The 14166-nt window shown below is 71.4% G+C and carries 17 protein-coding genes; 15 read left to right on the plus strand and 2 right to left on the minus strand.

The window, feature by feature from the left end; all coding sequences use genetic code 11:
- Nucleotides 1-136 precede the first annotated feature (136 nt).
- Nucleotides 137-1714 carry an oxidoreductase gene (locus SMIR_RS28690; RefSeq protein WP_168490579.1) on the minus strand — a complete coding sequence of 526 codons (1578 nt, stop codon included), beginning with the start codon at nucleotides 1712-1714 and terminating at the stop codon, nucleotides 137-139.
- Nucleotides 1715-1888: 174 nt separating this feature from the next.
- Here SMIR_RS28690 and hisD point away from each other — a divergent pair, with 174 nt between their 5' ends.
- From hisD to SMIR_RS28740, 10 genes are all read left to right on the plus strand, one after another.
- Nucleotides 1889-3214 (plus strand): histidinol dehydrogenase, encoded by a 1326-nt coding sequence (gene hisD, locus SMIR_RS28695; protein ID WP_168490578.1) that lies wholly within the window; start codon nucleotides 1889-1891, stop codon nucleotides 3212-3214.
- The gene (locus SMIR_RS28700; protein ID WP_168490577.1) at nucleotides 3211-4326 is read left to right on the plus strand and encodes a histidinol-phosphate transaminase; all 1116 of its coding nucleotides are present in this window, start codon (nucleotides 3211-3213) and stop codon (nucleotides 4324-4326) included. The genes hisD and SMIR_RS28700 overlap by 4 nt, the downstream gene beginning before the upstream one ends.
- Nucleotides 4323-4916, plus strand: a complete 594-nt coding sequence (gene hisB, locus SMIR_RS28705; RefSeq protein WP_054217455.1) for an imidazoleglycerol-phosphate dehydratase HisB — start codon at nucleotides 4323-4325, stop codon at nucleotides 4914-4916. Before SMIR_RS28700 ends, hisB begins: the two co-directional genes overlap by 4 nt.
- Nucleotides 4917-4920: 4 nt before the next feature.
- A complete protein-coding gene (locus tag SMIR_RS28710; RefSeq protein ID WP_054231464.1) occupies nucleotides 4921-5085 on the plus strand; it encodes a CG2302 family histidine operon protein in 165 nt (54 codons plus the stop codon).
- Nucleotides 5076-5723 carry an imidazole glycerol phosphate synthase subunit HisH gene (gene hisH / locus SMIR_RS28715; protein WP_168490576.1) on the plus strand — a complete coding sequence of 216 codons (648 nt, stop codon included), beginning with the start codon at nucleotides 5076-5078 and terminating at the stop codon, nucleotides 5721-5723. The genes SMIR_RS28710 and hisH overlap by 10 nt, the downstream gene beginning before the upstream one ends.
- Complete coding sequence (gene priA / locus SMIR_RS28720) at nucleotides 5720-6445, plus strand: bifunctional 1-(5-phosphoribosyl)-5-((5-phosphoribosylamino)methylideneamino)imidazole-4-carboxamide isomerase/phosphoribosylanthranilate isomerase PriA (protein ID WP_067363806.1); 726 nt, start codon at nucleotides 5720-5722, stop codon at nucleotides 6443-6445. The genes hisH and priA overlap by 4 nt, the downstream gene beginning before the upstream one ends.
- Nucleotides 6442-6855: a RidA family protein gene (locus tag SMIR_RS28725; protein WP_168490575.1), complete on the plus strand. Its 414-nt coding sequence runs from the start codon at nucleotides 6442-6444 to the stop codon at nucleotides 6853-6855. The genes priA and SMIR_RS28725 overlap by 4 nt, the downstream gene beginning before the upstream one ends.
- Nucleotides 6852-7607, plus strand: a complete 756-nt coding sequence (gene hisF, locus SMIR_RS28730; protein WP_168490574.1) for an imidazole glycerol phosphate synthase subunit HisF — start codon at nucleotides 6852-6854, stop codon at nucleotides 7605-7607. The genes SMIR_RS28725 and hisF overlap by 4 nt, the downstream gene beginning before the upstream one ends.
- A 129-nt stretch (nucleotides 7608-7736) precedes the next feature.
- Nucleotides 7737-8324: an ArsR/SmtB family transcription factor gene (locus SMIR_RS28735; RefSeq protein WP_168490573.1), complete on the plus strand. Its 588-nt coding sequence runs from the start codon at nucleotides 7737-7739 to the stop codon at nucleotides 8322-8324.
- Between the two features lie 90 nt (nucleotides 8325-8414).
- Nucleotides 8415-9659 carry an MFS transporter gene (locus tag SMIR_RS28740; protein WP_168490572.1) on the plus strand — a complete coding sequence of 415 codons (1245 nt, stop codon included), beginning with the start codon at nucleotides 8415-8417 and terminating at the stop codon, nucleotides 9657-9659.
- A 64-nt stretch (nucleotides 9660-9723) separates the two neighbouring features.
- Here the strand turns inward: SMIR_RS28740 and SMIR_RS28745 are convergent, their stop codons facing one another.
- The gene (locus SMIR_RS28745; RefSeq protein ID WP_168490571.1) at nucleotides 9724-10359 is read right to left on the minus strand and encodes a TIGR03085 family metal-binding protein; all 636 of its coding nucleotides are present in this window, start codon (nucleotides 10357-10359) and stop codon (nucleotides 9724-9726) included.
- Between the two features lie 119 nt (nucleotides 10360-10478).
- Between SMIR_RS28745 and hisI the strand changes: the two genes are divergently transcribed.
- The 5 genes from hisI (at nucleotide 10479) to SMIR_RS28770 (ending at nucleotide 14129) form a co-directional block, all read left to right on the plus strand.
- Nucleotides 10479-10904 (plus strand): phosphoribosyl-AMP cyclohydrolase, encoded by a 426-nt coding sequence (gene hisI, locus SMIR_RS28750; protein WP_168490570.1) that lies wholly within the window; start codon nucleotides 10479-10481, stop codon nucleotides 10902-10904.
- Nucleotides 10905-10915: 11 nt separating this feature from the next.
- Nucleotides 10916-12394, plus strand: coding sequence for an anthranilate synthase component I (locus SMIR_RS28755; RefSeq protein ID WP_101405677.1), 1479 nt, complete (start codon nucleotides 10916-10918; stop codon nucleotides 12392-12394).
- Nucleotides 12395-12490: 96 nt separating this feature from the next.
- Nucleotides 12491-13144, plus strand: coding sequence for a TIGR02234 family membrane protein (locus SMIR_RS28760; protein ID WP_168490569.1), 654 nt, complete (start codon nucleotides 12491-12493; stop codon nucleotides 13142-13144).
- Nucleotides 13145-13313: 169 nt separating this feature from the next.
- Nucleotides 13314-13562: an HGxxPAAW family protein gene (locus SMIR_RS28765; RefSeq protein WP_101405679.1), complete on the plus strand. Its 249-nt coding sequence runs from the start codon at nucleotides 13314-13316 to the stop codon at nucleotides 13560-13562.
- Nucleotides 13563-13676: 114 nt separating this feature from the next.
- Nucleotides 13677-14129, plus strand: a complete 453-nt coding sequence (locus SMIR_RS28770; RefSeq protein WP_168490568.1) for a DUF2752 domain-containing protein — start codon at nucleotides 13677-13679, stop codon at nucleotides 14127-14129.
- The last annotated feature ends 37 nt before the right edge of the window (nucleotides 14130-14166 follow it).

Raw genomic sequence — 14166 nt, forward strand, 5'->3', positions numbered from 1 at the left:
CCAGAGGGTGCGCGGTGACACTTTCGTAACCCTCGTTTGGTTGTATGTCAGATGGTCAAGGATAGGTAAAAAGTGACTGTTGTTCTACTATTGAACACCTGTCAACAGTATGGCCGGATGCTGTCCCACGGGCCCCTCAGCTGCGGCGCAGCAGCCGCGTCGCCCCCGCCGCCACCGTCGTCGCCAGGATCCAGCCCAGGAGGATCACCACCGCGGCCAGCCACTGCCAGCCGCCGCGCAGCTGCCAGACGTCCACCTGGCCGAGGTCGATCACCGGCAGCAGCAGGTCGAGGGCGAACAGCGCGGCGTTCCACGGCGGATGCCCGCCGTTCACCGGGGTGTGGGTCGCGTGCGAGAAGGCGATCGAGGACGCCGCCCACAGCACCGCCATCCACAGGGCCGCCCGGCCGGGCCGGTACCCGTAGGCGACCGTCCAGTCCTGCGCGTACCCCCACAGCTTGGCCGCGAACGGCAGGGTCTCGCGGCGGCGGCGCTGCTTGGCGAGCAGCACCTCGCGCGCGTCCTCGTCCTCCCCGGAGTCGCGCAGCACGGTGGCCAGCCGCTCGTACGGCTCCGGGCTGTACTCGGCGGTCGCCGCCGCCACCCACTCCAGGCGCCGGGTCAGCGGGAAGGCGCCCTGCGGTACGAGGTTCTCGTAACTGAAGCCGCCCATGTGGAGGTTGCCGGGGCCCGGCCAGCTGTCCGCCCGGTCGACGAGATTGACGATCCGCGCGCCCGACAGGACCACCTTGCCCCGCTCGGGGCGCTCCCCGAGGAAGCGCAGCTCGGGCGTCTGCACCCGCAGCAGGGACAGCTCCTGGTCGTCGTCGAAGGTGAAACGGGCCCGCTCGAAGTCGAGGGCGTCCCCGAACCGTCCGTCGTCGAGGCGGATCCCGCCCTGGCACTCGAAGCGCTGCACCAGCGTCCCGCGCGCCGGGGTGGTGCCGCTGGTCAGCAGGGGATTGCCGAGGCCCGCGGGGGTCATGTAGAGCGTGCGGTTGACGGTCAGCTGGGGAGCGTTCAGGGCGAGCCGCGAGTACGGGTTGTTCAGCTTGCTGCCGCGCAGGCTGAGCGATACGCCGACGGTGGCGCCGCGCAGGCTCAGCTCGCCGTGCGACTCCAGCATCTCGGCCTGCAAATCCTGTCCCACGGTCATCCCGTCGCCGGTGAGCGAGCGGCCACGCCGGTCCCGGTAGACCACGGCCTGGTTGAGCAGCAGATCCGTACCGATGTGCGCGTCGGTCAGCCGCACCCCGTTGTGGAAGCGGCAGCGGGGCAGGTGCAGATCGCCCTCGGTGTGCACCCGGGCCGCCTCCAGGCGCGGCACCGAGCAGTTGACCAGGCGCACGGTCGTGAAGTGCGCCTCCGGCAGCAGGATCTCCTTCTCGAACCGGCAGCCCTTCAGCTCCACGTACGGCACCACCGTGCCGCCCGCGAGGTCGAGGACGTCCGTGATCTGCACGCCGGTCAGCTTCAGGGAAGCGACCCGGCCCTGGAGGGCGGGCGGCCCGTCGAGCAGCAGCCACGCCACGATCCGGGCCCGGACACTGCGCTCGGGCCCCCAGGGATGGCCGCCGTGCGGATCGTCCACGGTCATGTCCCCGCCGCGCAGGTCGTACACGCTGCCGTTGCGGAAGGCCTGCCACATCCCGGCCTCGGCGGCGGTCAACTCGTCCGGCAGGTCCCCACTGCGAAGGCCGGCACCCTCGGTCACGTCACGTCCCTCCCTCCCCAGCTACTCGCGGGTTTCGTACAGCCGTTCATGCCCGCTGTGTGACGGGCCGAACGCTACTGGTGACGGAGATCTCCGGGGGGAGCCTGGGACGGCTTGTATCAGCCATTGATACAGGCGTCCGGCGTCTTATCGCCGTCTGAGAGAATTGGGACCGTGATCTCCCGAATCGATCTGCGCGGCGACGCCCTCCCCGAGGGCTCCGCCCTGCGCGACCTGCTGCCCCGAGCCGACTTCGACGTACAGGCCGCCCTGGAGAAGGTGCGTCCGATCTGCGAGGCCGTGCATCATCGTGGGGACGCGGCGCTGATCGACTACGCGGAGAAATTCGACGGGGTGCGGCTGGCATCCGTACGGGTTCCGGCCCAGGCGCTCACCGACGCCCTGGAACAGCTCGACCCGGCCGTGCGCGCGGCCCTGGAGGAGTCCGTCCGCCGCGCCCGCCTGGTCCACCGCGAGCAGCGCCGCGCCGCGCACACCACGCAGGTCGTGCCGGGCGGCTCGGTCACCGAGAAGTGGGTACCGGTCGAGCGCGTCGGCCTGTACGCGCCCGGCGGACGTTCGGTCTACCCCTCGTCAGTGATCATGAACGCGGTTCCGGCGCAGGAGGCCGGAGTCGCCTCCATGGCGCTCGCCTCCCCGCCGCAGAAGGAGTTCGGGGGTCTCCCGCACCCCACGATCCTCGCCGCCTGCGCCCTCCTCGGCATCGACGAGGTGTACGCGGTCGGTGGTGCCCAGGCCGTCGCGATGTTCGCGCACGGAACCGAGTCCTGCGCCCCGGCCAACATGGTCACCGGGCCCGGCAACATCTGGGTCGCCGCCGCCAAGCGCTACTTCACGGGCAAGATCGGCATCGACACCGAGGCCGGTCCCACCGAGATCGCGATCCTCGCGGACGAGACCGCCGACCCGGTGCACGTGGCCTCCGACCTGATCAGCCAGGCCGAGCACGACCCGCTCGCCGCCGCCGTCCTCGTCACGGACTCCGTCGAGCTGGCGGCGGCGGTGGAGAAGGAGCTGGAGCCGCAGGTCGCGGCCACCAAGCACATCGAGGACCGGATCGTCCCCGCGCTGCGCGGCAGGCAGTCCGCGATCGTCCTCGTCGACGGCGTGGACGAGGGCCTGCGGGTCGTCGACGCGTACGGCGCCGAGCACCTGGAGATCCAGACGGCGGACGCTGCCGCCGTCGCCGACCGGGTGAAGAACGCGGGCGCGATCTTCGTGGGCGCCTGGGCGCCGGTGTCGCTGGGCGACTACTGCGCGGGCTCCAACCACGTGCTGCCCACCGGCGGCTGCGCCTGCCACTCCTCGGGGCTGAGCGTCCAGTCCTTCCTGCGCGGGATCCACATCGTGGACTACACGCGCGACGCCCTCGCCGAGGTGGCCCACCACGTGGTGACGCTCGCGGAGGCGGAGGACCTGCCGGCCCACGGGGCGGCGATCAAGGCTCGTTTCGGGTGGAAGGTTCCAGAGAGCAAGTGACCGGTATCGACGATCTTCCCGTACGGGACGAGCTGCGCGGCAAGTCCCCCTACGGCGCGCCCCAACTCGACGTGCCCGTACGGCTGAACACCAACGAGAACCCGTACCCGCTGCCCGAACCGCTCGTCGAGCGGATCGCCGAGCGGGTCCGCGAGGCCGCCCGCAACCTCAACCGCTACCCCGACCGCGACGCGGTGGAGCTCCGTACCGAGCTGGCCAAGTACCTGACGAGGACCGGCGGGCACCGGGTCGGCATCGAGAACGTCTGGGCGGCCAACGGCTCGAACGAGGTCATCCAGCAGCTGCTGCAGACCTTCGGCGGCCCCGGCCGTACGGCGATCGGCTTCGAACCCTCGTACTCGATGCACGCGCTCATCGCGCGCGGCACCGGCACGGCCTGGATCTCGGGCCCCAGGAACGAGGACTTCACGATCGACCGGGCCGCCGCCGAGCGGGCCATCGCCGAGAGCCGCCCGGACGTCGTCTTCATCACCACCCCCAACAACCCCACGGGCAACGCGGTGCCGCGTGAGACGGTCCTCGCGCTGTACGAGGCGGCGCAGGCCGCCAGGCCGTCCATGGTCGTGGTCGACGAGGCGTACATCGAGTTCAGCCACGGCGACTCGCTGCTGCCGCTGATCGAAGGCCGGCCGAATCTCGTCGTGTCGCGGACGATGTCGAAGGCGTTCGGCGCGGCCGGGCTGCGCCTCGGCTATCTCGCCGCGCACCCCGCGGTCGTCGACGCGGTCCAGCTCGTACGGCTGCCCTACCACCTGTCGTCCGTCGCGCAGGCCACCGCCCTGGCCGCCCTGGAGCACACCGACACGCTGCTCGGGTACGTCGAGCAGCTGAAGGCCGAGCGGGACCGCCTGGTCGCCGAATTGCGTGCGATCGGGTACGAGGTGACCGAGTCCGACGCGAACTTCGTCCAGTTCGGGCGATTCGACGGCGAGGGCGGCTCCCACGAGGCCTGGCAGAAGATCCTCGACCGGGGCGTCCTGGTCCGGGACAACGGCGTACCGGGATGGCTGCGGGTCTCCGCCGGCACCCCGGCCGAAAACGACGCGTTCCTGGACGCGGTCCGTGAGTTGAAGAAGGAGCAGAGCGCATGAGCCGCGTCGGAAGAGTGGAGCGGACGACCAAGGAGACGTCGGTCCTCGTCGAGATCGATCTCGACGGGTCCGGCAAGGTCGAGGTGTCGACGGGCGTCGGCTTCTACGACCACATGCTCGACCAGCTCGGCCGGCACGGTCTGTTCGACCTGACCGTGAAGACCGAGGGCGACCTGCACATCGACTCGCACCACACCATCGAGGACACCGCCCTCGCGCTCGGCGCCGCCTTCAAGCAGGCACTCGGCGACAAGGTGGGCATCTACCGCTTCGGCAACTGCACGGTCCCGCTGGACGAGTCCCTCGCCCAGGTGACCGTCGACCTGTCGGGCCGCCCGTACCTCGTGCACACCGAGCCCGAGAACATGGCGCCGATGATCGGCGAGTACGACACGACGATGACCCGGCACATCCTGGAGTCCTTCGTCGCCCAGGCCCAGATCGCACTGCACGTGCACGTGCCCTACGGGCGCAACGCGCACCACATCGTGGAGTGCCAGTTCAAGGCGCTCGCCCGGGCGCTGCGGTACGCCTCCGAGCGCGACCCGCGCGCCGCCGGCATCCTCCCCTCCACGAAGGGCGCGCTGTAAAGCCATGACAGGCCTCAACACCATCCTCATCGTCGTCGGACTCTTCCTCCTGGGCGGCGTCTACTCCTTCGTCAAGCAGAAGATGCCCGCGAGTCTCATCGTGCTGCTCTCCATCGGCGCCGCGATGTGTCTGATCGCGGGCGTCATGAGGCTGGAGGTGTGGAATTGACCGCTCCTAAGAAGGTCGTCGTTTTCGACTACGGCTTCGGGAACGTGCGTTCCGCCGAGCGTGCCCTCGCGCGCGCGGGCGCCGAGGTCGAGATAACGCGTGACTTCGACAAGGCCATGAACGCGGACGGGCTGCTGGTGCCCGGCGTCGGCGCCTTCGCCGCCTGCATGAAGGGCCTCAAGGACGCCCGCGGCGACTGGATCATCGGCCGCCGTCTGTCCGGCGGCCGCCCGGTGATGGGCATCTGCGTCGGTATGCAGATCCTCTTCGCGCGCGGCATCGAGCACGGTGTGGAGACCGAGGGCCTCGACGAGTGGCCCGGCACGGTCGAGCCGCTCCAGGCCGACATCGTGCCCCACATGGGCTGGAACACGGTCGACGCCCCGGCCGGCTCCCAGCTCTTCACGGGGCTCGACCCCGAGGCGCGCTTCTACTTCGTGCACTCCTACGCCGTCCACGACTGGTCCCTGGAAGTGGGCAACCCGGCGCTGCGCGCACCCCTGGTGACCTGGTCGACGCACGGCAAGCCCTTCGTGGCGGCCGTCGAGAACGGCCCCCTGTGGGCCACGCAGTTCCACCCCGAGAAGTCCGGCGACGCCGGAGCCCAGCTCCTCACCAACTGGATCGGAACACTGTGAGCAAGCTCGAACTCCTCCCCGCCGTCGACGTCCGCGACGGCCAGGCCGTCCGGCTCGTGCACGGCGAGTCCGGGACGGAAACTTCTTACGGCTCCCCCCTCGAGGCCGCCCTCGCCTGGCAGAGCTCGGGCGCCGAGTGGCTGCACCTCGTCGACCTGGACGCCGCGTTCGGCACCGGCGACAACCGCAAGCTGATCGCCGAGGTCGCCGGCGCCATGGACATCAAGGTCGAGCTGTCCGGCGGCATCCGCGACGACGACACGCTCGCCGCGGCCCTCGCCACCGGCTGCACCCGGGTCAACCTCGGCACCGCCGCCCTGGAGACCCCCGAGTGGGTCGCCAAGGTCATCGCCGAGCACGGCGACAAGATCGCGGTCGGTCTCGACGTACGCGGCACGACGCTGCGCGGCCGCGGCTGGACCCGCGACGGTGGCGACCTCTACGAGACGCTGGAGCGCCTCAACGCCGAGGGCTGCGCGCGCTATGTCGTCACGGACATCGCCAAGGACGGCACGCTGCAGGGCCCGAACCTGGAGCTGCTGCGCAATGTGTGCGCCGCGACGGACCGCCCGGTCGTCGCGTCGGGCGGGGTCTCCTCCCTGGACGACCTGCGCGCCATCGCCGAGCTCGTGCCGCTGGGCGTCGAGGGTTCCATCGTCGGCAAGGCCCTCTACGCCAAGGCGTTCACCCTGGAAGAGGCACTGGAGGCGGTAGCCAAGTGAGCGACGTACGACGTGTCACGACCGGCGCACCCTGGGAGGACGCCTTCGGCTACTCCCGCGCGGTGGAGCTGCCGAACGGCCTGGTGCTGGTCTCCGGCTGCACCTCCGTGATCGACGGAGCGATCGTCGACGGCGACCCGTACGAGCAGGCGGTCAACTCCTTCAACGTCGCGCTCGCCGCGTTGCGGGAGCTCGGCCTCGGCCGTGACGATGTCGTCCGTACGCGCATGTACATCACCCACGCCCGGGATGTGGATGAGGTCGGACGCGCCCACAAGGAGCTGTTCGACACCGTCCGCCCCGCCGCGTCCATGATCATCGTCTCCGGCTTCGTGGACTCGCGACTGGTCGTCGAGGTCGAGGTGGAGGCGTTCCGCTCCGGCGGAGAGGACGGAGTGTCCGCAGCATGACCCTTGCCGTACGAGTCATCCCCTGCCTGGACGTGGACAACGGCCGGGTCGTCAAGGGGGTCAACTTCCAGAACCTGCGCGACGCGGGCGACCCCGTCGAGATGGCCAAGGTGTACGACGCCGAGGGCGCCGACGAGCTGACGTTCCTGGACATCACCGCGTCCTCGGGCAACCGCGAGACCACCTACGACGTGGTGCGCCGTACGGCCGAGCAGGTCTTCATCCCGCTCACCGTGGGCGGCGGCGTACGCACCGCCGAGGACGTCGACAAGCTGCTGCGGGCGGGTGCCGACAAGGTCGGGGTCAACACGGCGGCGATCGCGCGGCCCGAACTCATCCGGGAGATCGCGGAGCGGTTCGGGCGGCAGGTGCTGGTGCTGTCGGTGGACGCCCGGCGCACTCCCGGGGGGACCTTCGAGGTCACCACCCACGGCGGGCGCAAGGGCACCGGCATCGACGCGGTCGAGTGGGCACACCAGGCCGCCGAGCTGGGCGCGGGCGAGATCCTGCTCAACTCGATGGACGCGGACGGCACGAAGGACGGCTACGACATCGAGATGATCGAGGCCGTCCGGAAGCACGTCACCGTGCCGCTCATCGCCAGCGGCGGCGCGGGCCGGCTCGCCGACTTCCCGCCCGCCATCGCCGCGGGCGCCGACGCGGTGCTCGCCGCGTCCGTCTTCCACTTCGGGGATCTGCGGATCGGTCAGGTGAAGGAGGCGCTGCACGGGGCGGGGCACCCCGTTCGCTGACGTCGGCGGTGCAGGCAGTGCGCTGAGCCCCGGTCACTGGGTGGCCGGGGCTCACTTGTGGCCAGATACGAAAGACAAGTTGCGCAAAATATGTTGTGCAATTTTTCTTTCGTATCTACGGTTGGGGACATGGCAAGCAAGGAGAACCGCCGGATCACGGACATGGGCACGCTCAAGGCGCTGGCCCATCCGTTGCGGATGAAGCTCTACCGGGGGCTCATCGTGGCCCGGGTCGCCACCGCCTCCCAGCTGGCGGAACAGGTCGACGAGGCCGTCTCACTGGTCAGCTACCACCTGCGCAAGCTGGCCGAGCACGGCGTGATCGAGGAGGCGCCGGCACAGAGCGCCGACGGCCGGGAGCGCTGGTGGCAGCCCGCCTCGGACGGGGTCAGCATCCACGACGAGGACTTCCGCGGCGCGCCCGAGAAGGCCGCTGTGTACACCGCGGCCAGTCGGCTCTTCTCCGAGCAGCGCACCGACCTGTACCGCCGTTACCTCGACGAACGCGCTCACTGGACGCCCAAGTGGAACCGCGCCGCAGAGTCCTCCGAGTCCGCGATGCGGCTGACGGCCGGTGAGCTGTCCGAGCTGGTCGCGGACATGCAGGCCCTGCTCAAGGCCTACACGGAACGGGGCCGGGCCGCCGAGGAGGCCGGTGAGACCGAAGGCCGCGAGAACGTCGCGGTGCACACGTACGCCTTCCCGTTCCGCGTCTGAGACGCATCTCGGCCGCATCTCGGCCGCGTCTGATCCAGGTCTGATCCAGGACTGATCCGCGTCTGATCCAGGTCTGAGAGGACACACCCCATGAGCGTCACCGCGCTGCGGTCGGGCGCGGCCGGCGAACGGCCCGCCCACCGTGACTCCAACGTGCTGCGCTGGCTCGGCGCGTACGCCTCGTCGGCGATCGGCGACAACGTCTACTACATCGCCCTGTCCTGGGCCGCCGTCCAGGCCGGGACGCCCGCACAGGCCGGGCTCGTGTCGGCCGCCAGTGCCGTGCCCCGCGCCCTGCTGATGCTCGGTGGGGGAGTGGTCGCCGACCGGTTCGGGCCGCGTCGCGTGGTCGTCGGCAGCAGCGCGGTGCGCTGTGCCCTCGTCCTGACCGCCGCCGGGCTGCTCCTCGCGACCAGTCCCGGCCTCTGGGCGCTGGGCACGGTGGCCGTGCTCTTCGGGGTCGTGGACGCCGTCTTCCTGCCCGCCGCGGGCGCTCTCCCCGCCCTGCTCGCCCCTCGGAGCCAGCTCGCCCGGGTCCAGGGCATGCGGGGCCTCGCGACCCGGCTCGCCACCGTCCTCGGCGGTCCGCTCGGCGGCCTGGGCGTGGCCCTCGGCGGTACCGCCGGAGCGTTCGGACTGGCCGCGCTGCTGATCGGGGTGTCCCTGCCGATGCTGCTGACCATACGGGTCGGGCAGTTGCCCGTGGACGACGAGAAGGCGCGCGGAGCGGTCATGGCCGAACTCCGGGACGGGCTCCGGCGCATCCGCCGACACCCGGTGCTCCGCCCTTTGGTGCTCGCCATCGCCCTCTCCGACCTGGGGTTCGTCGGACCGATGAACCTCGGCCTGACCCTGCTCTCGCAGCAGCGCGGATGGGGGTCGTCCGGAATGGGCTGGGTGCTCGCCGGGTTCGGGACCGGCGCCGGTGCCGCGTCCCTGCTGCTCGCCCTGCGGGGGCGGGTGCCCCGCGCCGGACTCGTGATGGCGGTGACGACCGTCGCGGGTTCGGTGGCCATCGGGGGGCTCGCACACGTGGTGTCCGTCGCCGCCGGGGCGTGTGTGGCGCTGCTCATCGGACTGCTGGCCGGGCTGGGCGGGGCCCTGAGCGGTGCGCTGGTGCAGGCGCAGACCGAACCCGCCTACGCCGGTCGGGTCATCTCGGTCTCGACCCTGGTCAGCTTCGGCGTCGCGCCGCTCACCTTCCCGGTGGTCGGCTGGGCCGTCGACCGGTGGGGCACCGGCCCGGTCTTCACGGCCTGCGCCGCGATCTGCGCCCTGAGCGGGATCATCGCCCTCTGCTCCCGTCCCCTGCGCCGCGCCGAGCTGCCGCGCTGAGCGGGCCGCTCGGATGCCTGGCAGGTCCGGCGGTTCGGAGCTGCTCCCGCTTCGATGAGGCCGCTCAGAGACCCAGCTGCTTCGTCTCGCTCAGTTTCGCGATCGCGTCCTTGTCGCCCTCCAGCTCCACGTCGGCCGTCTTCTGCCGACCGAGGGCGAACATCAGCAGCTCCGAGGGCTCGCCGGTCACCGTCACGACCGGTGTGCCCCGGTGGGCGACCGCCGTCTGGCCGTCCGGGCGGCGCAGCACCAGGCCGGTCGGGGCGCCGCGGCCGGCGAGGCGGGCGGTGCGCTCCAGGCGGGACCACAGGGCGTCCTGGAAGACCGGGTCCAGCGGGCGCGGCGTCCAGTCCGGCTGGGCCCGCCGCACGTCCTCGGTGTGGACGTAGAACTCGACCGTGTTCGACGCCTCGTCGATCTGCTTCAGCGCGAAGGGCGAGAAGCGCGGCGGGCCCGTACGGATCAGCTGGATCAGCTCCTCGTACGGCTTCTCGGCGAACTCCGCCTGCACCCGCTCCAGACGCGGCGCGAGCTGTTTGACCAGCAGCCCGCCCGCGGCGTCCGCGCGGCGCTCGCGCACCACCACGTGCGCGGCGAGTTCACGGGTGTTCCAGCCCTCGCACAGGGTCGGGGCGTCCGGGCCCTCGGCCTCCAAAAGGTCGGCGAGGAGAAGTCGTTCACGCTTGGCATGGGTCGACATGCCAGCAAGCCTACGACCGCCCCGGGACCGCGCACAGTGGACACCGGCGGGCGGGGGAGCACGGTCCGGCCTGTGGACAACCGGCGGGTGCGTCCCACGGGCGCGGCACAATGGTCGGCATGACCAGCACGCCCCCGCCCAGCAGCCCCAGCGGCCTGGATCCCGAGATCGCCGCGCGTCTCAAGCGCAGCGCCGACGGACTCGTCCCCGCCATCGCCCAGCAGTACGACACCGGTGAGGTGCTGATGCTCGGCTGGATGGACGACGAGGCGCTGCACCGCACCCTCACCACGGGCCGCTGCACGTACTGGTCGCGCAGCCGCCGGGAGTACTGGGTCAAGGGCGACACCTCCGGCCACTTCCAGTGGGTGAAGTCCGTGGCCCTCGACTGCGACGCCGACACCCTCCTGGTCCAGGTCGACCAGGTGGGCGCCGCCTGCCACACGGGCGCCCGCACCTGCTTCGACGAGGACGTGCTCCTCAAGGAGGCGGCCTCCGTGGACACCCAGGGCGCCGATTCCGGCGTACCGTCACTGGATCAGTAAGGTCAGCCGCCATGGACCTCGAGACGTTCCGCAAGCTGGCCACCGACCGCCGTGTCATTCCCGTCAGCCGCAAGCTCCTCGCCGACGGCGACACGCCGGTCGCGCTCTACCGCAAGCTGGCCGCCGAGCGCCCCGGCACCTTCCTGCTGGAATCCGCCGAGAACGGCCGCTCCTGGTCCAGGTACTCCTTCATCGGCGTCAGCAGCCAAGCCACCCTGACCGAGCGCGACGGGCAGGCCCACTGGCTCGGCACCCCGCCCGTCGGCGTCCCCGTCGACGGGGACCCGCTGGCCGCCCTGCGCGCCACCATCGAGGCCCTGCACACACCGCACGGAGAGGGCCTGCCCCCGTTCACCGGCGGCATGGTCGGCTACCTCGGCTACGACATCGTGCGCCGCCTGGAGAAGATCGGCCCCGGCGAGCGGGACGACCTGAAGCTGCCCGAGCTGACCATGCTGCTCACCAGCGACCTCGCCGTCATGGACCACTGGGACGGCTCGGTCCAGCTGATCGCCAACGCCATCAACCACAACGACCTCGACACGGGCGTCGACGAGGCCTACGCGGACGCGGTCGCCCGCCTCGACGCCATGGAGGCCGACCTCTCCCGCGCGGTCTCCCAGCCGCCCGCCGCGCTCCCGCCCTCCGAGCTGCCCGAGTACACCGCCCTGTGGGGCGGCCCGGACTTCCAGGACGCCGTCGAGGACATCAAGGAGCGCATCCGGGCGGGTGAGGCCTTCCAGGTCGTCCCCTCCCAGCGCTTCGAAACGCCGTGCACGGCAAGCGCGTTGGACGTCTATCGCGTACTGAGGGCGACCAACCCCTCCCCGTACATGTACCTCTTCCGCTTCGACGGCTTCGACGTCGTCGGCTCGTCTCCCGAGGCCCTGGTCAAGGTCGAGGACGGGCAGGCGATGGTGCACCCCATCGCGGGCACCCGGCCGCGCGGCGCCACCGTCCAGGAGGACCAGGCCCTCGCCGACGAGCTGATCGCCGACCCCAAGGAGCGCGCCGAGCACCTGATGCTCGTCGACCTGGGGCGCAACGACCTGGGGCGGGTCTGCGAGCCCGGCTCCGTCGAGGTCGTCGACTTCATGTCCATCGAGCGCTACTCGCACGTGATGCACATCGTGTCCACCGTGACCGGACGTGTCGCGGCGGGCCGTACGGCCTTCGACGTGCTCACCGCCTGCTTCCCGGCCGGCACCCTCTCCGGCGCCCCCAAGCCGCGCGCGATGCAGATCATCGACGAACTCGAACCGTCCCGGCGGGGACTGTACGGCGGTTGCGTCGGCTACCTCGACTTCGCCGGCGACTCCGACACCGCCATCGCCATCCGTACGGCCCTGCTGCGCGACGGCACCGCGTACGTCCAGGCGGGCGCCGGAATCGTCGCCGACTCGGACCCCGTCGCCGAGGACGACGAGTGCCGCAACAAGGCCGCCGCGGTCCTGCGCGCGGTGCACACCGCCAACCGGCTCGACCGGTAGAAGGCGGCAAAACCCGGGTCCTGCCGTACGAGTTCGGGCAATAGGACGAGGCTCACGTGAACCCCGGGTGACGGTTCGCCCGGGGTTCAGGCGATAGTGGAGTACGTGACAGCTGTACCTCCCCCCCGATCCGAAGCCGCAGGACCCGCCCGGTCCGGCCGCCGCAGCCTCGCCGTCGCCCTGCTCAGCGGCGCCCTCGGCGCGGCCGTGGCGCTGCTCTCCACCCGGCAGAGCTGGTCGGAGGGCACCGCGACGGTGGCCGGCGGCGCCTTCCCGCTGACCGCCAAGGGCAGCGACGTCACGGGCGTGCCCGCGGCGCTCGCCATAGTGGGCCTCGCCGCACTCGTCGCCGTCTTCGCCGTCCGCAGCTCCGGGCGCTTCCTCGTCTCCGCCCTGCTCGCGCTCTCCGGCGCGGGCACGGTCGTGGCGGCGGTGCTCGGCGCGAGCGACAACTCCGCCCTCGACGAGAAGGCCGCGGCCGCCTCCGGCGACACCGCCGCCACCGCGAGCGCCCTCAGCCACACCGCCTGGCCCTACGCGGCCGCGGCGGGCGGCGCGCTCATCCTCCTCGCGGGGCTGCTCGCGCTGCGCTACGGACGGCTGTGGCCCGCGATGTCCGGCCGCTACGAGCGCGACGGGACGCCCCGGCCGCGCAAGGCCAAGCCGGTCGACCCCGACCGGCCCGAGGACATCTGGAAGGCGCTCGACCGGGGCGAGGACCCGACGGGACCGGATCCGGCCGGGACCTAGGACCCGGAATCGGGCGGACCGGCCGGGCCCTACGGCCCGGGACATCGGTCGTGACATGCAGAATGTGACGTGCCAGTCGCCACCCCGCGCTCCCGCCGCAGGCGTGCGTACGGGACAATGGACGACGAGTGTCCGACTCACACACGCAAACAGCAACGAGGAGCAAGTCATGGCGGGCAGCAGCCACGGTCACACCCCGGCCGCCTGGACCGGTGTCATCATCGCCTTCATCGGTTTCTGCGTCGCGGGTGCCTTCATGGTGATGGCCAATCCGCTGGGCTTCTGGGCCGGCATGGTCATCGTCGTCCTCGGCGGTGTCGTCGGCATGGCCATGCGCGCGGCGGGCCTCGGCCAGCCGAAGAAGACCGCGCACTCGGTCGCGCACCCGGTCCGCGAGGCCGTCGGCGCCGAGAGCTGACCCCGTAGGGCTTCTCGAGAGGCGGTCCCGGCACTCCTGCCGGGACCGCCTCTCGCGCGTCCGGCCCGGGCGTGCCACGCCCGCGACGAGCGCGCCACGCCCGGGACGGGCAGAATGCGACGGGTGAACGCCGAAACCCGGAGGGTGACGCCGCCCCGCCCCGCTGAGCGGGTCGTGCCGCGGCGGCTCGTCGTCCCCGCGGGGGCGCTCGCGGCCGTCGTCGGCGCCTTCGCCTACGTCGGGGCCGTGGACCCCAACCAGCCCGGGCACTACCCCGTCTGCCCGCTGCAGCGCTACACGGGCGTGTACTGCCCCGGCTGCGGCGGTCTGCGCAGCGCCCACGCCTTCGTGCACGGGGACTTCGCGACGGCGCTCACGGACAACGCGCTCGCCGTCATGGGCTACTTCGTCTTCGCGGTGGTGTGGACCGTCTGGGCGGTCCGCTCGGCGCGCGGACGGCCGTTGCGGATCGACCTCGGGCCCGTGCACCTGTGGAGCGCGGGCGTGGTGCTCCTGGTCTTCACCGTTGTCCGGAACCTGCCCTTCGGTGGCTGGCTGCACCCTTGATCAAATGACAAATGTCCAGGTAGTGGGACCGGCGTCA

The organism is Streptomyces mirabilis (genome assembly GCF_018310535.1).
GTDB lineage: Bacteria > Actinomycetota > Actinomycetes > Streptomycetales > Streptomycetaceae > Streptomyces.

What these genes read in the sequence shown, in the direction of transcription:
- hisB (WP_054217455.1), top strand. Translation starts at nt 4,323, where the DNA reads ATGAGCCGCGTCGGAAGAGTGGAGCGGACGACCAAGGAGACGTCGGTC.
- SMIR_RS28710 (WP_054231464.1), top strand. Translation starts at nt 4,921, where the DNA reads ATGACAGGCCTCAACACCATCCTCATCGTCGTCGGACTCTTCCTCCTG.
- hisF (WP_168490574.1), top strand. Translation starts at nt 6,852, where the DNA reads ATGACCCTTGCCGTACGAGTCATCCCCTGCCTGGACGTGGACAACGGC.
- SMIR_RS28735 (WP_168490573.1), top strand. Translation starts at nt 7,737, where the DNA reads ATGGCAAGCAAGGAGAACCGCCGGATCACGGACATGGGCACGCTCAAG.
- SMIR_RS28740 (WP_168490572.1), top strand. Translation starts at nt 8,415, where the DNA reads ATGAGCGTCACCGCGCTGCGGTCGGGCGCGGCCGGCGAACGGCCCGCC.
- SMIR_RS28745 (WP_168490571.1), bottom strand. Translation starts at nt 10,359, where the DNA reads ATGTCGACCCATGCCAAGCGTGAACGACTTCTCCTCGCCGACCTTTTG.
- hisI (WP_168490570.1), top strand. Translation starts at nt 10,479, where the DNA reads ATGACCAGCACGCCCCCGCCCAGCAGCCCCAGCGGCCTGGATCCCGAG.
- SMIR_RS28755 (WP_101405677.1), top strand. Translation starts at nt 10,916, where the DNA reads ATGGACCTCGAGACGTTCCGCAAGCTGGCCACCGACCGCCGTGTCATT.
- SMIR_RS28765 (WP_101405679.1), top strand. Translation starts at nt 13,314, where the DNA reads ATGGCGGGCAGCAGCCACGGTCACACCCCGGCCGCCTGGACCGGTGTC.
- SMIR_RS28770 (WP_168490568.1), top strand. Translation starts at nt 13,677, where the DNA reads ATGCGACGGGTGAACGCCGAAACCCGGAGGGTGACGCCGCCCCGCCCC.